Genomic DNA, 20,546 nt, shown 5'->3' on the forward strand with positions numbered 1-20,546 from the left:
TGCAGGATGGGACGCATGTCCGCGACCCCCCACGACCCGCACGACCAGCACGCCCGGCAGGACGACCAGCCCGAGGACCAGCGGCAGACGGAGGGCAGGCAGGCGGAGGGACGGCAGCAGGACGGCGGCGCCGGACGCGGCGGGCCGCTCGCCGGGGTCCGGGTGGTCGAGGTCGCGGGGATCGGGCCCGGGCCGCACGCCTGCATGATCCTGGCCGACCTGGGGGCGGACGTGGTCCGGCTGGACCGGCCGCGGGGCCAGCTGTTCACCGGCGGCAGCCACGACCTGCTCAACCGCGGGCGGCCCAGCGTGGCGATCGACCTCAAGCACCCCGAGGCGTCCGCCCTCGTGCTGCGCCTGGTGGCCCGGGCCGACCTGCTCGTGGAGGGCATGCGGCCCGGGGTCGCCGAGCGCCTGGGGATCGGCCCGGCCGACGCGCTCGCCGCGAACCCGCGCCTGGTCTACGGCCGGATGACCGGGTGGGGCCAGGACGGCCCGCTGGCCCAGCGCGCCGGGCACGACCTCACCTACGTCGCGCTCACCGGGGCGCTGGACGGCGCGGGGCAGGACCCGGCGCGCCCGCACTTCCCACGCAACCTGCTCGGCGACTTCGGCGGCGGGTCGACGTACCTGGTCATCGGCCTGCTGGCGGCGCTCACCCACGCCCGGGCCACGGGCCGCGGCCAGGTGGTGGACGCGGCGATCGTCGACGGTCTCGCCCACCTGGACTCCATGACCCACGCCCTCGCCAACGGCGGGATCGACACCGCGCCGCGCGGGCAGAACCTGCTCGACGGCGGGGCCCCGTTCTACCGGCTCTACGAGACCGCGGACGGCCGGCACGTGGCGGTCGGCGCGCTCGAGCCCCCGTTCTTCGCGGCGCTGCTCGACGTCCTGGACGTGGCGGACGAGTGCCCGGACCAGGCGGACCTCGCCCGCTGGCCGGAGATGGTGGCGCTGTTCGCGCGGGTGATCGCCTCCCGCACCCGCGACGAGTGGGCGGCCGCGGCGGCGGACACGGACGCGTGCCTCGTCCCCGTCCTGTCCCGCGAGGAGGCGGCCCGGCACCCGCACCTGGCGGCGCGCGGGACGTTCCTGCCGGGGCCCGGCGGCCCGCAGCCCGCCCCGGCGCCCCGGTTCTCGCTCACCCCCGCGGGGCTCGGCAGCCCCCCGCCGGCCACCGTGGGCCAGGACACCGGGGCCGCGCTCGCCGCCTGGGGCGAGGAGGACGTCGCGGGCCTGCTCGCCCGCGGGGTGGTGCACCAGGCGTGACGGTCGGGCGCCACCGCCCACCGATCCGCCCTAATGAATATCTGTCAATAAGCCGGGATCCGCGCTACCGTCCCTGCATGACCCCCTCCGATGCTCCCCTCGAGGACGTCGACGTCCTCGTGGTCGGCGCCGGCCTCTCCGGCATCGGCGCCGCCTGCCAGCTCGTCACCCGCCACCCCGGCAAGAGCGTCGCCGTGCTCGAGGCGCGCGCGACCAGCGGCGGCACCTGGGACCTCTTCCGGTACCCGGGCATCCGCTCCGACTCCGACATGTTCACGTTCGGCTTCCGGTGGCGGCCGTGGCCCAGCGACACCGCGCTGGCCGACGGCCACCTCATCCTCGACTACCTGCGCACGGTGGCGCGCGAGCACGACGTCGAGCGGCTGATCCGCTACGACCACCGGGTCACCGAGGCGTCCTGGAGCAGCGCGGAGCAGCGCTGGACGGTGACGTACACCCACGACGGCGTCGAGAAGCAGATCCGCTGCGGCCTGCTCTGGGGCTGCTCCGGCTACTACGACTACGAGCAGGGCCACGCGCCGGTCTTCCCGGGTGCGGAGGACTTCGAGGGCGAGATCGTCCACCCCCAGTTCTGGCCCGAGGACCTCGACTACGCGGGCAAGAAGGTCGTCGTCATCGGCTCGGGCGCCACGGCCGTGACCCTCGTGCCGGCCATGGCGCCGACCGCGGGGCACGTCACGATGCTCCAGCGCTCGCCCACCTACGTCCTCTCCCGCCCGGGCCGCGACCCGTGGGGCAAGGCCCTGGCGCGGGTGCCCCAGAAGCTGCGGTTCCCGCTCGTGCGCTGGAAGAACATCCTCGTCCAGGTGGGCAGCTACCAGCTCTTCCAGCGGCGGCCCGAGTGGGGCCGCAGGCTCATCCGCACCGCCACCGAGCAGCAGCTCCAGGGCACGGGGCTCGACGTGGACACCCACTTCAAGCCGGACTACGACCCCTGGGACCAGCGGCTGTGCTTCGTCCCGGACTCCGACCTGTTCAAGGCGCTGCGCAGCGGCAAGGCGGACGTGGTCACCGAGCACATCGACACCTTCGACGCGACCGGCATCCGGCTGCGCAGCGGCGAGCACCTGGACGCGGACGTCATCGTCACCGCGACCGGGTTGAAGCTCAAGGCGTTCGGCGGCATCACGATGACGGTCGACGGCGCCGAGGTGAAGGCGCACGAGACGATGGCCTACAAGGCGCTCATGCTCTCCGGCGTCCCCAACTTCGTCTTCACCATCGGCTACACGAACGCCTCCTGGACGCTCAAGGCCGACCTGGTCAGCGACTACGTGTGCCGGATGCTGTCGTACCTCGACGAGCACGGGCGGACCAGCTTCACCGCCCAGCGGGACCCGGAGGTCGGCGAGCGGCCGTTCATGGACTTCCGCTCCGGCTACGTCCTGCGGGCGCTGGACCACCTGCCCCGGCAGGGCGACCGCGCCCCCTGGATGCTCAAGCAGAACTACCTCACCGACCTGCGCACCATCCGGCACGACGACCTGGACGACGGGGTGCTCGCGTTCCGGTGAGGCGACCGGAAGGGTGAAACGACTCCGCTCCGACGCTGGTTCCCTGGAGGCATCAGGGCCCCGCAAGGGACCGTCTCGGACGAGGTGAAGGAGGCAGACATGTCCCTCAAGGACAAGATCTCGAACAAGGCCGAGGAGCTGCAGGGCAAGGGCAAGGAGTCCTACGGCAGCGCGACCGGCAACGAGGAGCTCCAGGCCGAGGGCCGGGGCGACCAGGCCTCCGCCGGCATCAAGCAGGCCGGCGAGAAGGTCAAGGACGCCGCGGGCGACCTGAAGCGCACCTTCTCGAAGTGAGACCCGCGGGCCTCGGCCCGCGCCGGTGAGGCGGAGTCACGCACACCCCTCACCCCCAGACGAGCCGCCCGGGCGACCGGGCGGCTCGCCTGCATCCGTGACGACCACGATCGGCGAGACGTCCAGGAGGGGGACCATGAGCCAGCTCGTGCGCCGGAGCCTGTGGGACAAGGTCCCGCGAGACCACTGGGACTCCCCGCAGGTGCTGCGGCGACGCCAGGTCGTGGTGGCCGCCGTGGTGGTGCTCGGGGCCGTCGCGCTCGGGTTCCTGCTGCGCACCGAGCCCGGCTCGGGCGCGTTCTACGTCCTCACCCTCGTGCTCGCGGCGATCTGGACGGCGGGGGCGTTCGTCTCCGGCCGGCTCCACCTCGGCCGGATCGGGCTGCGCGACCGGCTCGTGCGGCCCGTCCTCTCGCCGTTCGTGGTGGGGGTGGCGATGGTGGCGGTGTTCGTCGTCGGCGGGCTGGTGCTGCGCGAGGTGGACGCCTTCGCGCCGCTGGTCTCCGAGATCCGCTCGGTCCTCGACTACTCCACCCAGGGCTCGCTGCCGGCGCTGGTCGCCGTGACGGCGGTCAACGGCATCGCCGAGGAGCTGTTCTTCCGTGGGGCCGCCTACGCGGCGGTGCCGACCCGGCCGGTCCTGGTCACGACGGTGGCCTACACGGCCGCCACCCTGGCGAGCGGCAACGTGATGCTCGCCTTCGCCGCCGTCCTGCTCGGGGTGGTGGTGGGCCTGGAGCGCCGGGCCTCCGGCGGCGTCCTCGCGCCGATCATCACGCACCTGACGTGGTCGCTCTCGATGCTGCTGATCCTGCCGCTGGTCTTCGCCTGAGCGAGCCGCCGGGACGTCCTTCCGGGCCTCCTGACGGGGTCCGCGGCTGAGCGCTCGATGAGGCCCGGTTGAGGCCCAGTTGAAGTCCGGATGAGTGCGCCATGAAGATCCCAGGTCAGGCGCGGGGGCCCGTGACAACTGTCGAACAGTCACACCTCAGAACGAGCCGACTGACAGGGTCACCTGGGACTTCTGCACCTTGTGAGAACTTTCACGAAGTCTCGGGAACGTCCGGACCACGTGTCTAGCCTGGGGCCGTGAACCCCCTGCTCGACACCGCTGTCGGGAGCCTCGGCACCTCCCTCTCGTCCTCGCTGACGTCCTCCCTGACGTCCTCGTTGGCCTCCTCCGTCACGACGCTGACGGCCACCCCCGCCGGCCTCCTGCCGGCCCGGGAGCAGATGGCCCTCTCGCTCGGCTGGCACATCGTCCTGGCCTGCTTCGGCGTCGCCTTCCCGACGATCATCTTCGCGATGCACTGGCGGGGCGTGTACCGCCAGGACGAGGGCGCGATGCGCCTGGCCCGGCGCTGGTCCAAGGTCTCGGCGGTGCTGTTCGCCATCGGCGCCGTCTCCGGCACGGTGCTCAGCTTCGAGATGGGCCTGCTGTGGCCGGGCCTCATGGGCACCTTCGGGGACGTGATCGGCCTGCCGTTCGCGTTCGAGGGGCTCGCGTTCTTCCTCGAGGCCATCTTCATCGGCCTCTACCTCTACGGCTGGGACCGGATGCCGCCCAAGCGGCACCTGTACTTCCTCGTGCCGATGGGGATCACCGGCATCTTCGGCACGTTCTGCGTCATCGCGGTCAACGCCTGGATGAACGACCCGACGGGCTTCACCTACGTGGACGGCGTGGTGAGCGACGTCCAGCCGTGGGCGGCGTTCCTCAACGACCGCGTGTGGATGATGTTCGCCCACATGTGGGTCGCCGCGTTCATGGTCACCGGGTTCATGGTCGCCGCCGTCTACGCCCGCGGCCTGCTCAAGGGCCGCCGCGACCGGCACCACCGGCTCGGCTTCTCCGTCGCCATGGTCTTCGCCAGCATCGCCGCGATCCTGCAGCCGGTCGTCGGGCACTTCCTCGGCACCGACCTCGCGGAGATCCAGCCCGCGAAGCTGGCCGCCATGGAGCTGGCGCTCACCACCACGGACGGGGCCAGCCCCGAGCGGCTGGGCGGCATCGCGATCAACGGCCACGTCTACGGCGCCATCGACATCCCCTACCTCGGCTCGCTCATCGCCGAGGAGTCCCTCACCAAGCCGGTGACCGGCCTCGACCAGATCGCCGCCGCCGACCAGCCCCCGGTGAACCTCGTCCACCTCTCCTTCCAGACGATGATCGGGATCGGCTTCCTGCTCGCCTTCGTCGTCCTCGTCTACTGGTTCGCCCGCTGGCGGAAGTTCGACCTGCTCTCGGTCGAGACCCGCCGCAGCAAGGTGTTCCTCTGGCTGATGGTCGCCTCCGGGCCGCTCACCATGGTCGCGATGTGGGCCGGCTGGATCACCACCGAGGTCGGGCGCCAGCCGTGGATCGTCTACGGGGTCATGCGCACCACCGAGGCCGCCGGCTCCAACTCCGGTCTGTGGTGGCTCTACGGCGCCTCCGTCGTCCTCTACTTCGGCATGACGATCGGCGCGGTCTACGTCCTGCGCTCGATGGCCAAGCGGTGGCGCCGCGGCGAGGAGGAGCTGCCCAGCCCCTACGGCCCTGAGCCGTCGCTGGTCGAGGCTGCCGAGGCCGCCCACTCCGGTCCCGGCGAGGGCGCGGGCGAGGGCGGGGACCGATGAGCCTCGTCGTCGTCATCGCGGCCGCGCTGTTCGTCGGCGTCCTGGCCTACGCGGTGCTGGGCGGGGCCGACTTCGGCTCCGGCTTCTTCGACCTCACCGCCGGCGGCTCGCGCTCCGGCGCCGCGATCCGCCGCCAGGTCGACCACTCCATCGGCCCGGTGTGGGAGGCCAACCACGTCTGGCTGATCTACGTGATGGTCGTGTGGTGGACGGCGTTTCCGCACTCCTTCGAGCCGGCCATGCGCACCCTCATCGTGCCGATGTTCCTGGCCGTCGGGGGCATCGTGCTGCGCGGCTCCGCGTTCGCCTTCCGCAAGTACGCCGAGAGCCTGGCCGCGGCACGGTTCTTCGGTGCCGTCTTCGCGGTCTCCTCCGTCATCACGCCGTTCTTCCTCGGCTGCGTCGCCGGCGCGATCGCCTCGGGCCGCGTGCCCGCCGAGGGCCGCGGCGGCGTGTGGTCGTCGTGGCTCGGCCCCACCTCGATCGTGGGCGGGCTCGTCGCGATCGGCACCTGCGCCTTCCTGGCCGGCGTCTTCCTCGTCTCGGACGCCGGCCGCGGACCCGACCGCGCGCTCGCCGAGTCCCTGCGCCGCCGCACCCTCGTGGTCGGCCTGGGCACGGGGGCGGTCGTCCTCGCCGGGCTGGCCCCGCTGCACTCCGACGCGCCGACCCTGTGGGCCGGGCTGACCGGCCGGGCGCTGCCCATCGTGATCGCCTCGGCCGTCTTCGGCACCGCCACCGTCGTGCTCGTCTGGCTGCGGCGGTCGTCGTGGGCGCGGTGGACCGCCGTCGCCGCGGTCGTCGCCGTCGTCTCGGCGTGGGGCATGGGCCAGTACCCCTGGTTCCTCGTCGACCAGATGACCCTCGACCAGGCCGCGGGCGCCACCGCGACCCTCGAGGCGCTGCTCGTCGCCGTCGCGCTGGCGGTGCTGCTCGTGCTGCCCTCGCTCATCTACCTGCTCGTCATGGCCCAGCGGTGGCAGGCCGAGGAGGAGCACGCCTGACGGTCAGGCGCTGCTCGGCCCGGCTCGGCTCGGCCCGGCTCAGCGCGGCCCGGTTCAACTCGGCCCGGCTCAACTCGGCCCGGCTCAGCTCGCGGCGGGGGCGGCGTCCTCGGCGACGGCCCGGCGCACGGCCTCGGCGTACGTCATCGGCTCGAACGGCACGACCTCGCGGATGGCGGGGTCGGTGACGAGCACCTCGGTGCCCATCGACTCGATCAGGTTGCCGGCGGTCGTCGCGTCCACGCCGGTGACGAGGCGGATCCACCACTCCGAGAGCATCGGGGTGCCGACGGGCACCTCGAGGATGGGCGTGCGGCGGCCGTTGAGCACGAGCGCGGCCTCCTGGAGCATCCCGGTGTAGGACAGCTGGTCGGCGCCGCCGATCTCGAACGTGCGGCCCAGCGCGGCCTCGTTGCCGACCACGCCGGCGAGGTAGCGGACGACGTCCTCGATGGCGATGGGCTGCGTGCGGGTGGCCGCCCACTTCGGCACGACCATCGCGGGCAGGTGCTTGACGAGCTGGCGGGTCATCTCCCAGGAGACGCCCCCGGCGCCCACGACGATGGCGGCGCGCAGGACGGTGACGGGCACGCCGTTGAGGCCGAGCAGGTGCTCGACCTCGCGGCGCGAGCGCAGGTGCGGCGAGAGGGACTCGCCGTCGGCCCCGAGGCCGCCGAGGTAGACGATCTGGTCGACGCCGGCGGCCGCGGCGGCCAGCCCGAAGTCCCGGGCGGCGGCCGCGTCCTTGTTCTCGAAGTCGTTGTCGTCGAGGGAGTGGACGAGGTAGACCGCGACGTCGACGCCGTCCATCGGCTCGGCCAGGGAGCCGGGGTCGAAGACGTCCCCGAACACCGCCTCGCCGGGCCCGTCGTAGGTCTCGGGGTGCCGCGTCATCGCCTTCACCCGGTGCCCGGCCTCGAGCAGCGCGGGCACGAGCCGGCGGCCGACGAACCCGCTGGCGCCGGTCACGAGGACGGTACGACTCATGCGGATCACGGTAGGCAGGCGGCCGGGCCCGCCTGCTCACCCGACCGCGCACACCCCGGCCGGGCTCAGCCCCCGGTCCGGCGGGCGACCTCCTCGCGGCGGGTGGCGTCCATGGCGCTCTCGTACGAGGCCACCAGGCCCGCCACCGTCACCGGCTTCATCGCGGCCACGAGCGCCTGGAGCTGCGCGGGCGTCGCGTCGTCGCGGTAGGCGGGCCAGACCTGGGTGCGGAAGACGTCGTCCAGCTCCGCGGCGAGCGCGCGACCGGCGCGCTCGCACGCCTCCCCGGCCGCCCGGGCCGCGGCGAGCGGGAAGCCGAGGTCGAGCAACGTGAGCCCGACCGGCAGCCGCGCGGCGGCCACGCGGTACCCCCCGTCGCCGTGCCCGTCGCCCGCCCCGCCGCCGTCCCGGTCCGGGCGGACGATGCCGAGGGCGTCGAGCAGGGCCAGCGCGTCGTCGTCGAGCGTGCGGCCGGCCCGCTGCTCCAGCGCCGCGCGGCTCGGCACCGCCTCGTCGTCCGCGTGCCAGGGCGTGAGCATGGTGCGCCGCACGGCGACCTCGTCGGCGCTGGCCTCCGCGGGGAGCGTCGCCAGGTAGCCCTCGATGGCGGCGAGGGTGAAGCCGTGGCCCTGGAGCTCGCGGACCAGCTCCAGCCGGGCCACGTGCAGGGCGGTGTAGTACCCCGAGCGCCCCTTCCGCACCGGCGCCGGCAGCAGGCCGCGGGAGGTGTAGAAGCGGACGTTGCGGACGCTCACGCCGGTCCGCTCGGTGAGCTCGGCGAGGGTGAGCAGGGCGTCCTGCCCGGCGCGCCCGGCGTCGCCGCCGTCGGGATCGTGCTGCGTCATGGCCCCTCCTCGTCCGTCCTCGGGCTGCCCCTTGACCACCGTGACAGTACCGGTGTCATGATCGGACGTGGCGCGCGTCACCCAGCCCGCGCCGCCGCACCGCCCCCACCCGCCGCCAGCAGAGAGGCACCGGCATGCCCGAGGCGTTCATCTACGACCACCTGCGCACCCCACGGGGGCGCGGCAAGGCGACCGGGAGCCTGGCCGAGGCCACGCCGGTCTCGCTCGCCACCGGCCTGCTCACCGCGCTGCGGACCCGCAACCCCGGCCTGGACGCCGGGATCGAGGCGGTGGACGACGTGGTGCTCGGTGTCGTGACGCCGATCGGCGAGCAGGGCGGCGACCTCGGCAAGACCGCAGCCCTGGCCGCCGGCTACCCCGAGACCACCGCCGGGGTGCAGCTCAACCGGTTCTGCGCCTCGGGGCTGGAGGCCGTCAACCAGGCCGCCGCCCGGGTGCGCTCGGGCTGGGAGGACGTCATCGTCGCCGGCGGCGTCGAGCACATGTCGTCCACGCCGATCGGCGCCGACGGCGGCCCGTGGGCCGCGGACCCCGCCACGGCGCTGGCCACCGGGTTCGTCCCGCAGGGCATCGGCGCCGACCTCATCGCCACCCTCGGCGGCTGGACGCGCACCGACGTGGACGCCTTCGCCGCCGAGTCCCACGCCCGCGCCGCCAAGGCCTGGGCGGACGGTCGCTTCGCCGCGTCCGTCGTGCCGGTGCTCGACCGCAACGGGCTGCCCCTGCTCGAGACCGACGAGACGGTCCGGCCCGGCACCTCGGTGGAGTCGCTGGCCGGCCTGCGGCCCTCGTTCGCCGCGCTGGGCCGGGACTTCGGCTTCGACGCGGTCGCGCTGGAGAAGTACCACTGGGTCGAGTCGATCGACCACGTCCACCACGCGGGGAACTCGTCGGGCATCGTCGACGGCGCCGCCCTGGTGCTCCTGGGCTCCGAGGACGCCGGCGCCCGGCTGGGACTGGAGCCCCGCGCCCGGGTGCTGAGCGCGGCCGTCTCCGGCGCCGACCCCACCATCATGCTCACCGGCCCGGCCCCGGCCGCCCGCAAGGCGCTGGCCAAGGCCGGCCTCGAGGTCGGCGACATCGACCTGTTCGAGATCAACGAGGCGTTCGCGGCGGTCGCTCTGCGCTTCATGGCCGACCTCGGCATCGACCACGAGATCACCAACGTCAACGGAGGAGCCATCGCCATGGGCCACCCGCTCGGCGCCACCGGCGCCATGATCCTCGGCACGCTCGTCGACGAGCTCGAGCGCCGCGACCTGCGCCGCGGCCTCGCGACGCTGTGCGTCGGCGGCGGCATGGGCATCGCCACGATCGTGGAGCGGGTGTGAGCGCCGTGCCGGACACCGCCGTGAACCCCGCCGTGAACCCCGCCGTGGACACCTCCGTCACCTACCGCCTCGACGACGAGGGGATCGCCACGATCCTGCTCGACGACCCGCAGGCGCGGGTGAACACGATGAACGACCGCTTCGGCCCGGCCTACGCCGCGGCCGTGGACGCGCTGCTGGCCGACGTCACCGCCCGGCCCGACGACGTCCGGGGTGTCGTGCTGGCCAGCGGGAAGTCGACGTTCTTCGCGGGCGGCGACCTGCTGGCCATGCAGCGCTCCGGCCCGGAGGAGGCCGAGGCGACCTTCGCGATGGTCGAGGACCTCAAGGCCACGATGCGCCGGCTGGAGACCTGCGGGCGACCCGTCGTCGCGGCGATCAACGGCGCGGCGCTGGGTGGAGGCCTCGAGCTCGCGCTGGCCTGCCACCACCGGGTCGTGGCGGACGACCCGCGGATCAGGCTGGGGCTCCCGGAGGCCACGCTGGGCCTGCTGCCCGGGGGCGGCGGGGTCACCCGCGTGACCCGGATGCTCGGCCTCCAGTCGGCCCTCATGGACGTCCTGCTGCGCGGGCCGCAGATGGCCCCGGCGAAGGCGCTGGCCCAGGGGCTCGTCGACGAGGTCGTGCCTGCCGAGGACCTGCTCGCGCGCGCCCGGGCGTGGGTGCTCGCCCACCCCGACGCCCACACCCAGCCCTGGGACGCCCCCGGCTACCGGATGCCCGGCGGCGCGCCCTCGAGCCGGCAGATGGCGCAGGCCCTCCCCGCCTTCCCGGCGCTGCTGCGCCAGCAGATGAAGGGGCACGTGCCCCCGGCGCAGGCGGCCATCCTCGCCGCCGCGGTGGAGGGCGCCGGGCGCGACTTCGCCGCGGCCTCCCGGATCGAGTCGCGGTACTTCACCTCGCTGGTGTCCTCGCAGACCTCGACCAACATGATCCAGGCGTTCTTCTGCGACATGCAGGCCGTCAACGGCCCGGCCCACCGGCCCGCGGGAGTGGAGCCGTTCCGGCCCGCGCGGGTCGCCGTGCTCGGCGCCGGGATGATGGGCGCGGGGATCGCCTACTCCTGCGCGCGCGCCGGGCTGGACGTCGTCCTCAAGGACGTCTCGGTGGAGGCGGCCGAGCGCGGCCGCGGGTACACCGAGCGCCTCAACGCCGCGGCCGTGGAGAAGGGGCGGACGACGCCCGAGAAGGCCGCGGCCGTGCTGGCTCGGATCACGCCCACCGCCGAGGCGGCCGACCTGGCCGGCTGCGACCTGGTGATCGAGGCCGTCTTCGAGGACCCGGCGCTCAAGGCCGAGGTCTTCGCGCAGGTGCTGCCGCACCTCGAGCCGGGCGCGCTGCTGTGCTCCAACACCTCGACCCTGCCCATCACCGAGCTCGCGAGCGCGGTCTCGGCGGCCACGGGAGAGGACGTCGCGGAGCGGTTCCTCGGCCTGCACTTCTTCAGCCCGGTGGACAGGATGCCGCTCGTCGAGATCGTCCGCGGCCGCGCGACGGGCGACCGGGCGCTGGCCCACGCCCACGACGTCGTCCGCGCGATCGCCAAGACGCCGATCATCGTCAACGACTCCCGGGGCTTCTACACCTCCCGCGTCATCGGGGTGCGGATCAACGAGGGCCTGGCGATGCTGGCCGAGGGCGTCCACCCGGTCTCGCTCGAGCGCGCGGCGACGCAGGCGGGCTACCCCGTCGGGCCGCTCCAGCTCACCGACGAGCTCAACATGGAGCTGCTCGCGCGGATCGCCGACGCCACCGAGGCCGCCCAGCCCGAGCGGGCCCACCCGGGCACCGCGGTGGTGCGGCGGATGATCGCGCTCGGGCGGCCCTCGCGGCTGAAGGGTGCGGGCTTCTACGAGTACGAGGGCGGACGTCGGCGGGGCCTGTGGGCCGGTCTGGCCGACGAGTTCGGCTCCACCGTCGGCTCGCTGGACGACCGCGACGCGGCCGTGCCGTTCCGCGACGTGGCCGACCGGATGCTCTTCGCCGAGGCGATCGAGACGGTGCGCTGCTTCGAGGAGGGTGTGCTCACCTCGTCGGCGGCCGCCAACATCGGCTCCATCCTCGGCATCGGCTTCCCGGGGACCACCGGCGGTGCCGCGCAGCTCGTGCACGGCTACGAGGGGGCGGACGGCTCGGTCGGCCCGGCCGCGTTCGTGGCCCGCGCCGACGAGCTCGCCGCGCGCTACGGGGACCGGTTCGCCGTCCCGGCGCTCCTGCGGGGGCTGGCGGAGCGGGGCGAGCGCCTGCCCGCCTGACTGACCCGCCTGACCCGGCTGACCGGGCCGACGGCCCGGTCGCTCAGCCGAGGCGCCGCGCCAGCCGGGGCGGCGCCACGGCGAGCACGCGCGCCAGCACCTCCCAGGGCCACCGCGGGAGGTAGGCGCGGGGGACCTCCTTCTCGATCGCCTCGACCATGGCGCGGACGCCGGTCTCCGTGTCGACCATGAGCGGGGTGCGGCCGGACTTCGCACCGGTCATCTCCGAGACGATGTACCCGGGGTGCAGGACGGTCACCCGCACGCGTCCGGCGAGGTCGCCGGCGTCCACCTCCGCCCGGACGCCCTCGGCCAGCCGCGCGACGGCGGCCTTGGACGCGGCGTAGGCGGTCATGTGGCGGGGCATCGCACGGACGCTCATCACGGACGAGACCACCACCAGGTGGCCGTGGCCCTGGTCGCGGAAGACCGCCATGGCGGCCTCCATGGTGGCCAGCGCGCCGACCACGTTGGTCATGAGCGTCTCGATGTTCGCGTCGGGACGCCCGGACCCGATCGGCCGGCCCTTCCCGGCCCCCGCGTTGACGACGACCCGCTCGAGGCCGCCGAGCTCGGCGCGCAGCCCGTCGACCACCCGCGGCACCGTGGCGAGCTCGGTGACGTCCAGGGGAGCGGTGGCGACGCGGACACCGGGCGAGGTCTCGCCGATCTCGGCGCGGAGGTCGTCGAGCCGGTCGGTGCGCCGGGCGGTGAGCGCCAGGTCATGGCCGCGGGCGGCCAGCTGCCGCGCCATCTCGGCGCCGAGGCCGGAGGACGCCCCGGTGATCAGGGTCCGCATCCGACGCATCCTGCACCACGGGGGAGGGGCTGTCGAGGGTGCTGGCAGGTGAAGAGGAATTTCCGGTCCGGATATGTATCAGGCAGGGAACTTTTCTGCCCTGACTCACAGGTGACTCTTGACTTCCTCTCATCGGACGAGTGAGGTGTGCAATCACTCCCCCCGCGTTCCAGCCGGCATCGGGCGCCGACGCGCGAGGGGTGACTCGGGCAATTGAGGGAGAACACACCTGTGTCTGCAGAGACGACAGGCCGTTCGTCGCGCGCTCGCGCACTCGGCCTGCTCTCCGTGGGGGCGCTGACGCTGGGCCTGATGGCCAGCACCGCGCCCGCCACGGCGAGCGAGAACACCAGCGACAAGATCACCAAGGTCGACGGCAAGGCCCCCGTGGCCTACGACGCCGGCGACTACATCGTGATGATGAAGCAGCCGGGTGCTGCTTCCTACGCGGGCGGCACGAACGGGCTGGCCGCGACGCGCTCCACCAGCGGCCGCTTCGACGCCCGCTCCAGCGCGGTGGCGAGCTACACGAGCTACCTCAAGCGGTCGAACCGCCAGGTCGCCTCCGCGGTCGGCGCGACGATCGACTCCCAGTTCACGATCGCCTCCAACGGCTTCAGCGCGCACCTGACCGGCAAGCAGGCCACCGAGCTCGCCAAGGACAAGGACGTGCTCGCGGTCGTCGAGAACGACCGTCGCGAGCTGCTCGACTACGACTCCGACAACACCGCCAACTTCCTCGACATGGTCGGCAAGGGCGGCTCCTGGGCGTCCAACGGCGGCCGGAGCAAGGCCGGCGCCGGCGTGGTCGTGGGCGTGCTCGACACCGGCATCTGGCCCGAGTCGAAGTCGTTCAAGGGCGCGGCGCTCAGCTCCAGGCCCACCGGTGCGTGGGACGCGACGATGTCCCCGATCGGCGTCACCAGCATGAAGAAGGCCGACGGCACCACCTTCACCGGTGAGTGCGAGACGGGCGAGGACTTCGAGCTGAGCGACTGCTCCTCGAAGATCATCGGCGCCCGCTACTACGACGACTCCTTCCTCGCCTACGTCGACGCCGGCTACATCGTGCCCAACGACGGCGAGGTCGACTCCGCGCGCGACGGCGACAGCCACGGCTCGCACACCGCCTCCACCGCGGCCGGTCGGCCGGTCAACGACGTCGTCACGGAGGGCGTCGAGTTCGGCCAGGTCGTCGGCATGGCGCCCCAGGCGTCCGTGGCGGCCTACAAGGTCTGCTGGGAGGCGACGACCCCCGACGGCGACGACGCCAGCGGCTGCTACACCGACGCGATCCTCAGCGCGATCGACGACGCCGTCCGCGACGGCGTCGACGTCATCAACTACTCCATCGGCGGCAGCCCGAGCGAGGACTACGACGTGACGGACGTGGCCTTCGCCGGCGCCGCCGACGCCGGTGTCTTCGTCGCGGCCTCGGCGGGCAACTCCGGCCCGACCGCCTCCAGCGTGGACAACCAGGGCCCCTGGCTGACCTCGGTCGCGGCCTCGACCTACCGCAACTTCGACGGCACCGTCGTCCTCGGGGACGGCACCACGATGCTCGGCGCCACGTCGAGCAGCAGCGGCGTGCCCGAGCAGACGGCCCTCGTCGACTCCGACCCGTCGTCGACCGACCTGGACAGCCCGTCCGACGCCAAGCTCTGCGCTCCGGACTCGCTCGACAGCGCTGACGTCGAGGGCAAGATCGTGGTCTGCCTGCGCGGCGTCCAGGCCCGAGTCGACAAGTCCGCCGAGGTCGCCCGTGCCGGCGGCATCGGCATGATCCTGGTGAACCCGAGCGAGCAGGGCCTCGTGTCCGACTTCCACTCGGTGCCGACGATCCACCTCGAGTCCGACTACGCCGAGGCGATCTACGCCTACGTCGACTACGCCGCGGAGCCCACTGCGGCGCTCCTGCCCGGCAACGAGTCCGACGAGCCCTCGGCCGCCGTTCCGGTCATCGCCGGCTTCTCCTCGCGCGGCCCCGGCATCTCCAACGACATGGACATCCTCAACCCCGACATCGCCGCCCCGGGCGTGGACGTCCTCGCGGCCGTCGCTCCCTCGGTGGACTCCGGTCGCAACTACGACCTCGAGTCGGGCACGTCCATGGCCTCGCCGCACATCGCGGGCCTCGGCGCCTTCATCCTGAGCCGCCACCCCAACTGGACGCCGCAGCAGGTCCAGTCCGCGATGATGACGACCGCGACGAGCACCCGGAAGGCGAACGGCAACGTCGACAAGGACGTCTTCGCCTCCGGCGCCGGTGAGGTCACGCCGACCTCGATGTTCGACCCGGGCCTGTTCGTCGCCTCGACGGCCAAGCAGTGGTACGGGCTCCTGGCCTGGGACGGCTGGGACACGGGCGTGAAGGCGATCGACCCGAAGAAGGTCAACATCCCCTCGATGGCCGACGGCAGCGTGCTGGAGACCACCACCTTCACGCGCACCTTCACCCTCGCCAAGTCCGGCACCTGGACCCCGCACGCCTCCGTCCCCGGCTTCGACGTGACCTTCAGCAAGGCCCGCATCTCCGGGGCCAAGGGTCAGAAGCGGACGCTGAAGATCACCTTCACCCCCGACGCGGACGCCTCCTACGGGAAGTGGGCCAAGGGCTACGTCACCCTGCGCGGCACCACCCGCGTGCGGATGCCCGTCGCCCTGCGCCCGCAGAAGATCGTGGCGCCGGCCGAGGTCACCGCCGAGGGCACGGACGGCTCGGTCGACGTCACCGTCACGGGTGGCACGTCCGAGGACGTGCCGCTGACCATGGAGGGCCTCGCCGGGGCCGACGTGGTCTCGGGCGAGGTCGACCCGAGCGACTACCAGCTCTACTGCGTGGACGCGGACGACGCGAGCTCGCTGCTCCGCTTCGACCTCGACGCGGAGGACGACACCGCGGACCTCGACCTGTACGTGTACTCGTTCACCGAGGCGGGCTGCGACGGCGACTACGCCGAGGTCGGCAGCTCGGCGACGGGCTCGGCCGACGAGTCGGTCACGGTCGAGTCCCCGGACTCCCCGTCCTACATGGTCGAGGTGGACGGCTACTCCGCTGGTGAGCTGGGCTCGCCGATGGCCTTCGACCTCAAGGTCTACGACGTGAGCCCGGCCGCCTCGGCCGGCGACGTCACCTTCACCCCCGACACCCTGTCGCTGGAGCCCCGGCAGGACACGACGTTCACCACGTCGTGGACCGGCCTGGACGCGGACGCCGAGTATCTCGGCTACATCCACTACGGCGACACCGGCGTCACCACCCTGCTGCGGGTCACCACGCCCGCCGCGGGCTGACGGGGAACCGCAGCACCCAGCAGCACCCAGCACCACCCAGCACCAAGAAGCGACGGCCGTCCCGCACCCGCGGGGCGGCCGTCGCCGCGTCCGGGCCCGGCCGGCGACGCCCTACCTACTCGGTATGCATACGTGGTATGCATGTCCTCGCAGGCGCAGGGAGCGCCTGTCGACCGGGAGGTGCCACGCCATGTCCGTGAAGCTCGCGCTGCTCGCGCTGCTGGAGACCGAGCCGATGTACGGCTACCAGCTGCGCACGGAGTTCGAGGCCCGCACCGGCTCGACCTGGCCGCTCAACGTCGGGCAGGTGTACACGACGCTCACCCGCCTCGAGCGGGACGGGCTCGTCGAGCCCGCCCCGGGCGCGGAGGGGGCGGAGGCCGACGGCCAGTCGCAGCAGCGCTACCGGCTCACCGACCGCGGCCGCGAGGAGGTGGCCGCGTGGTTCACCACGCCGGTCGCCCGCACCCAGCCGGCGCGCGACGAGCTCGCCATCAAGATCGCGCTCGCCGTCACCGTCCCGGGGGTGGACGTCGGGGCCCTCCTCCAGCGGCAGCGGACCGCCTCGATGACGGCGCTGCAGGACTACACGCGCCTCAAGCGCCGCGCCGGGGACACCGACGGGGACCTGGCCTGGTCCCTCGTCCTGGACTCCCTCGTCTTCGCCGCCGAGGCCGAGATCCGCTGGCTCGACCACTGCGAGACCCGCGTGCGCCGGGCCGCCCGGGAGCGCGGGGAGCGCGGGGACAGCGCCGCGGCGACGACTCCCCAGCCGGCCACGCAGCCGGTCGAGCAGCCCACGGAGCAGGAGGCCGGGCGATGAGCGCGGTCCTGCGGCTCTCGGGGGTCACCCGGACCCACGGCACCGGCGCGGCCGAGGTGCACGCGCTGCAGGGCGTCTCGTTCGCCGCCCACGCCGGCGAGCTCGTCGCCGTCATGGGGCCCTCGGGCTCGGGGAAGTCCTCGCTCCTCACCATCGCCGGCGGCCTCGACTCGCCCACCGAGGGCTCCGTGGAGGTCGAGGGCGTCGACCTCACCGCCCTGGGCGCCACCGGTCGGGCGCGGATGCGCCGCACGTCCATCGGCTACGTCTTCCAGGGCTTCAACCTGGTGCCGGCGCTCACCGCCGCGGAGAACGTGGCGCTGCCGCGCGAGCTCGACGGCGAGTCGGCGCGGGCGGCCAGGTCGGCCGCCCTGGCGGCCCTGGACGAGGTCGGCATCGCCCACCTCGCCGACCGCTTCCCCGACGACATGTCGGGCGGCCAGCAGCAGCGGGTGGCGATCGCCCGCGCCGTGGTCGGCTCCCGGCGACTCATCCTGGCCGACGAGCCGACCGGCGCCCTCGACTCCGAGACCGGCGAGGAGGTGCTCCGGCTGCTGCGGGCCCGCTGCGACGCGGGCGCCGCCGGCGTCCTCGTCACCCACGAGGCGCGCCACGCGGCGTGGGCAGACCGGGTCGTCTTCCTCCGCGACGGCGTGGTCGTGGACGAGTCGGGCAGCGCCCCGGTCGAGCGACTCCTCGACGAGCGGCCGGCGCGGTGAGCGCGGTCGCGGACGGGCGGGGGGCCCGGCCCGTCGTCGGTCGTTCCTCGGGCCGGCTGCGGGCCGCCCGCGCCGACTGGCGCCTGGCCCTGCGGCTCGGCCGCCGGGACGCCTGGCGGCACCGGGGCCGGAGCCTGCTGGTCCTCGTGATGGTCGCGCTGCCGGTCGCCGCCGTCACGCTGGCCGACACCGTCTTCGCCACGCAGGACGTCTCGGGCGGCGAGGCGCTGGAGCGGCGCCTGGGCACGGCGGACGCGCTGGTGACCCTGGAGGCCAGCGCGACGCGGGCCTGGCAGCTGCCCGACCCGGACGACGGCTCCTGGACGTCCAGTCGGAGGCGGATGGACGCCGCGTCGATGGAGGACGCGCTGGCCGTCCTCGGGCCGGCCGCGTCCCTCGGTGGCACGCGGCCCTCCACCGAGCTCGAGGACGGCACGCTGCGCGTCCGGACGGACGACGGCCTGGTCTACGTGTGGAGCACGTCGGCCGACTGGTCCGACCACCTCACCGACGGCCTGGCCACGCTGGAGGCCGGTCGCCTCCCGGCCACCGCGCAGGAGGCGGCGATCTCGCCGGGCCTGGCCGAGGCCCACGGCTTCGCGGTCGGCGACACCCTCGCGATGCGCGACGGCTCCACCGTCACCGTCGTGGGGCTCGCGGAGCCCTCGACCCAGACGGCGGCCGGCGAGACGCTCCTGCTCGGGCCGGGCGCGGCCCTGCCCACCTACGGCACGCGCAGCTACCTCGTGGGCGGCGGACCGGTGAGCTGGAAGGACGTCCTGGCGCTCAACCGGATCGGGGTCACCGCGGCGTCCCGCGCCGTCCTGGTCGACCCGCCGTCCGACTCCCAGCTGCCGCCCGGCGTGCAGCGCGGGCAGAGCGGCGTGAGCGGCTCGACGCTCACGGTCATCGTGCTCGTCGTGGTGATGGTCCTCCTCGAGGTGGTCCTCCTGGCCGGGCCCGCGTTCGCCGTCGGCGCCCGCCGTCAGGCCCGGACGCTGGCGCTGCTCGCCGTCGCCGGAGGGACCCCCCGGCAGGCGCGTCGGGTCGTCCTCGGCACCGCGGTCGTCCTGGGGTCGGTGGCCGCCGTCGGCGGGGCCCTGATCGGCGTCCTGCTCACGGCGGCGGCGCTCCCCGTCCTCCAGCTCTTCAGCAGCCAGCGCTTCGGGCCGTTCCAGGTCGAGCCGCTGCACCTGCTCCCGGTCGCGCTGTTCGGCCTGCTCAGCGCCGTCCTGGCGGCCGTCGTCCCCGCGTGGTCCGCCTCGCGGGCGAGCACCGTGGCCGTGCTCGGCGGCAGGCGGGGCGACGTGCGCACCGGCCGCCGGGCGCCGCTGGTCGGTGCGCTCCTGCTCGCCGCAGGCGTGGGCGCCGCCGCTCTGGGCGCGTCGCGGGGGAGCGACGGGGGCGAGGTCCCGATCGCCTTCTGCGCCGTGCTCACCGTCCTGGGGATGGTGCTCCTCGTGCCGCTCGTCGTCGGGCTGGTCGCCCGTGGCGCGCGCCGCCTGCCGCTGCCCCTGCGCTTCGCGGTGCGGGACGCCGCGCGCCACCGCACCCGCACCGCCCCGGCCGTCGCCGCGGTGGCCGCGACGGTGGCGGGCGTCGTCACGCTCGGCATCGCCGTCACCTCGGACGAGGCCGAGAACCGTGCCGGCTACGCCCCGCAGCTCGCCATCGGGGCGATGGCGGTCCGCGGGTCCTCGGCGAGCACCGACTGGGACGCTCTGGCCGCGGCCGTCTCGGACGCGGCGCCGGACGCCTCGGTCGTCCGGGTCCTCGGCCCGGTCGGCAGCTTCCGGGGGACGACCGACCTCGACGTGCGGATGCCCGGCACCGGCCGGGTGCTGAGCGGGTACAGCTCGGTCTTCGGCGGCATCGTCGTCGCCGACCAGGTGCCCGCGGGGCTCCTCGAGCTCGACGACGCGACCCTCGCGGACGCCGACGCGGCCCTCGCCGAGGGTGGCCTCCTCGCCCTCACCGACGCGGGGGTCGTGCCGACCGCCGACGCGGCGCGGCTCACCGCCCGCTCCTTCGCCCGGGACGACCGCGGCGTCCTCGGGCGGACCACGGTCCCGGCCGCCTGGAGCACCTTCACCGGCGACTACGCACCCGCCCAGGGCGTCCTGTCGCCGGAGGCGGCCGCCGCGCTCGGGCTGCGCACCACCACCGTCGGGCTCCTGGTGACCGGCGACCTGGCGGCGGACGCGGACCGCGTCGAGGAGGTGGTCGGCGGCGTGGACGCCGACGCCACGGTCGTCTACGAGCAGGGCTACCGGATGCCGCGGGAGACGGTCATCGTCCAGCTGGTGCTGGCGGCCCTGGGGGCGGTGCTCATGCTGGGCGGCACGCTCACCGCGACGTTCCTGGCGCTCTCGGACGCGCGTCCGGACCTCGCCACGCTCTCCGCCGTCGGCGCCGCGCCCCGCACCCGCAGGGCCGTCGCCGCCGGGTACGCGCTGATGATCGGCCTGGTCGGCGCCGTGCTGGGCGCGGTCGTCGGGCTCGTGCCCGGGTGGGCGATCACGTTCCCGCTCACCTCGCCGTCCTCCTACCAGCTCTACGGGCAGGCGGCCGAGGAGCCGTCGCACTACTTCGAGGTGCCGTGGCTGCTCCTGGGGGGCGTCGTCCTGGGCCTGCCGCTGCTGGTGGCGGGCGTCGTGTGGCTCAGCGCCCGGTCGCGGCTGCCGCTGGTGGCGCGGCTCGAGTGAGCCCGGCCCGCGGGACGCCCCGACACCTGTCGCCGCGCGCCCC

At 74.1% G+C, this 20,546-nt stretch carries 15 protein-coding genes; 12 read left to right on the forward strand and 3 right to left on the reverse strand.

The genetic code is table 11. From position 1 onward, the window contains the following. Positions 1–15 precede the first annotated feature (15 nt). The 6 genes from E8D37_RS09355 (at position 16) to E8D37_RS09380 (ending at position 6,724) form a co-directional block, all read left to right on the forward strand. Complete coding sequence (locus E8D37_RS09355; RefSeq protein ID WP_136569469.1) at positions 16–1,272, forward strand: CaiB/BaiF CoA-transferase family protein; 1,257 nt, start codon at positions 16–18, stop codon at positions 1,270–1,272. A 77-nt stretch (positions 1,273–1,349) separates the two neighbouring features. Beyond that, positions 1,350–2,807 carry an NAD(P)/FAD-dependent oxidoreductase gene (locus E8D37_RS09360; RefSeq protein WP_136569470.1) on the forward strand — a complete coding sequence of 486 codons (1,458 nt, stop codon included), beginning with the start codon at positions 1,350–1,352 and terminating at the stop codon, positions 2,805–2,807. Between the two features lie 99 nt (positions 2,808–2,906). Then, positions 2,907–3,101, forward strand: a complete 195-nt coding sequence (locus tag E8D37_RS09365; RefSeq protein ID WP_136569471.1) for a CsbD family protein — start codon at positions 2,907–2,909, stop codon at positions 3,099–3,101. A 136-nt stretch (positions 3,102–3,237) separates the two neighbouring features. After that, a complete protein-coding gene (locus E8D37_RS09370) occupies positions 3,238–3,933 on the forward strand; it encodes a type II CAAX endopeptidase family protein (RefSeq protein WP_136569472.1) in 696 nt (231 codons plus the stop codon). 257 nt (positions 3,934–4,190) lie between these two features. Further along, a complete protein-coding gene (locus E8D37_RS09375; protein ID WP_240770309.1) occupies positions 4,191–5,720 on the forward strand; it encodes a cytochrome ubiquinol oxidase subunit I in 1,530 nt (509 codons plus the stop codon). Next, a complete protein-coding gene (locus E8D37_RS09380) occupies positions 5,717–6,724 on the forward strand; it encodes a cytochrome d ubiquinol oxidase subunit II (protein WP_136569473.1) in 1,008 nt (335 codons plus the stop codon). The genes E8D37_RS09375 and E8D37_RS09380 overlap by 4 nt, the downstream gene beginning before the upstream one ends. 84 nt (positions 6,725–6,808) lie before the next feature. Here the strand turns inward: E8D37_RS09380 and E8D37_RS09385 are convergent, their stop codons facing one another. Together E8D37_RS09385 and E8D37_RS09390 are read right to left on the reverse strand one after the other, a co-directional pair. Next, positions 6,809–7,711, reverse strand: a complete 903-nt coding sequence (locus E8D37_RS09385; RefSeq protein WP_136569474.1) for an NAD(P)H-binding protein — start codon at positions 7,709–7,711, stop codon at positions 6,809–6,811. Positions 7,712–7,776: 65 nt separating this feature from the next. Continuing rightward, positions 7,777–8,556: a helix-turn-helix domain-containing protein gene (locus E8D37_RS09390; RefSeq protein WP_136569475.1), complete on the reverse strand. Its 780-nt coding sequence runs from the start codon at positions 8,554–8,556 to the stop codon at positions 7,777–7,779. A 134-nt stretch (positions 8,557–8,690) separates the two neighbouring features. Between E8D37_RS09390 and E8D37_RS09395 the strand changes: the two genes are divergently transcribed. Together E8D37_RS09395 and E8D37_RS09400 are read left to right on the forward strand one after the other, a co-directional pair. After that, positions 8,691–9,908, forward strand: a complete 1,218-nt coding sequence (locus E8D37_RS09395) for an acetyl-CoA C-acetyltransferase (RefSeq protein WP_136569476.1) — start codon at positions 8,691–8,693, stop codon at positions 9,906–9,908. Continuing rightward, positions 9,905–12,163 carry a 3-hydroxyacyl-CoA dehydrogenase NAD-binding domain-containing protein gene (locus tag E8D37_RS09400; protein ID WP_276606477.1) on the forward strand — a complete coding sequence of 753 codons (2,259 nt, stop codon included), beginning with the start codon at positions 9,905–9,907 and terminating at the stop codon, positions 12,161–12,163. The genes E8D37_RS09395 and E8D37_RS09400 overlap by 4 nt, the downstream gene beginning before the upstream one ends. Positions 12,164–12,206: 43 nt before the next feature. Here E8D37_RS09400 and E8D37_RS09405 read toward each other — a convergent pair whose 3' ends face one another. Continuing rightward, complete coding sequence (locus E8D37_RS09405) at positions 12,207–12,962, reverse strand: SDR family oxidoreductase (protein ID WP_240770310.1); 756 nt, start codon at positions 12,960–12,962, stop codon at positions 12,207–12,209. Positions 12,963–13,274: 312 nt separating this feature from the next. Between E8D37_RS09405 and E8D37_RS09410 the strand changes: the two genes are divergently transcribed. The 4 genes from E8D37_RS09410 to E8D37_RS09425 all read left to right on the forward strand — a co-directional run bounded on the left by E8D37_RS09410 (position 13,275) and on the right by E8D37_RS09425 (position 20,503). Next, positions 13,275–16,256, forward strand: coding sequence for a S8 family serine peptidase (locus E8D37_RS09410; RefSeq protein ID WP_136569478.1), 2,982 nt, complete (start codon positions 13,275–13,277; stop codon positions 16,254–16,256). 190 nt (positions 16,257–16,446) lie between these two features. Further along, positions 16,447–17,079, forward strand: a complete 633-nt coding sequence (locus E8D37_RS09415) for a PadR family transcriptional regulator (RefSeq protein WP_136569479.1) — start codon at positions 16,447–16,449, stop codon at positions 17,077–17,079. Beyond that, positions 17,076–17,798 carry an ABC transporter ATP-binding protein gene (locus E8D37_RS09420; RefSeq protein ID WP_136569480.1) on the forward strand — a complete coding sequence of 241 codons (723 nt, stop codon included), beginning with the start codon at positions 17,076–17,078 and terminating at the stop codon, positions 17,796–17,798. The genes E8D37_RS09415 and E8D37_RS09420 overlap by 4 nt, the downstream gene beginning before the upstream one ends. Continuing rightward, a complete protein-coding gene (locus E8D37_RS09425; protein WP_136569481.1) occupies positions 17,795–20,503 on the forward strand; it encodes an ABC transporter permease in 2,709 nt (902 codons plus the stop codon). The genes E8D37_RS09420 and E8D37_RS09425 overlap by 4 nt, the downstream gene beginning before the upstream one ends. Positions 20,504–20,546 lie beyond the last annotated feature (43 nt).

Origin of the sequence: Nocardioides sp. GY 10127, assembly GCF_004919085.1 — a bacterium.
In the GTDB taxonomy this organism is placed as follows: Bacteria; Actinomycetota; Actinomycetes; order Propionibacteriales; family Nocardioidaceae; genus Nocardioides.

What these genes read in the sequence shown, in the direction of transcription:
- E8D37_RS09355 (WP_136569469.1), top strand. Translation starts at nt 16, where the DNA reads ATGTCCGCGACCCCCCACGACCCGCACGACCAGCACGCCCGGCAGGAC.
- E8D37_RS09360 (WP_136569470.1), top strand. Translation starts at nt 1,350, where the DNA reads ATGACCCCCTCCGATGCTCCCCTCGAGGACGTCGACGTCCTCGTGGTC.
- E8D37_RS09365 (WP_136569471.1), top strand. Translation starts at nt 2,907, where the DNA reads ATGTCCCTCAAGGACAAGATCTCGAACAAGGCCGAGGAGCTGCAGGGC.
- E8D37_RS09370 (WP_136569472.1), top strand. Translation starts at nt 3,238, where the DNA reads ATGAGCCAGCTCGTGCGCCGGAGCCTGTGGGACAAGGTCCCGCGAGAC.
- E8D37_RS09380 (WP_136569473.1), top strand. Translation starts at nt 5,717, where the DNA reads ATGAGCCTCGTCGTCGTCATCGCGGCCGCGCTGTTCGTCGGCGTCCTG.
- E8D37_RS09385 (WP_136569474.1), bottom strand. Translation starts at nt 7,711, where the DNA reads ATGAGTCGTACCGTCCTCGTGACCGGCGCCAGCGGGTTCGTCGGCCGC.
- E8D37_RS09390 (WP_136569475.1), bottom strand. Translation starts at nt 8,556, where the DNA reads ATGACGCAGCACGATCCCGACGGCGGCGACGCCGGGCGCGCCGGGCAG.
- E8D37_RS09395 (WP_136569476.1), top strand. Translation starts at nt 8,691, where the DNA reads ATGCCCGAGGCGTTCATCTACGACCACCTGCGCACCCCACGGGGGCGC.
- E8D37_RS09405 (WP_240770310.1), bottom strand. Translation starts at nt 12,962, where the DNA reads ATGCGGACCCTGATCACCGGGGCGTCCTCCGGCCTCGGCGCCGAGATG.
- E8D37_RS09410 (WP_136569478.1), top strand. Translation starts at nt 13,275, where the DNA reads ATGGCCAGCACCGCGCCCGCCACGGCGAGCGAGAACACCAGCGACAAG.
- E8D37_RS09415 (WP_136569479.1), top strand. Translation starts at nt 16,447, where the DNA reads ATGTCCGTGAAGCTCGCGCTGCTCGCGCTGCTGGAGACCGAGCCGATG.
- E8D37_RS09420 (WP_136569480.1), top strand. Translation starts at nt 17,076, where the DNA reads ATGAGCGCGGTCCTGCGGCTCTCGGGGGTCACCCGGACCCACGGCACC.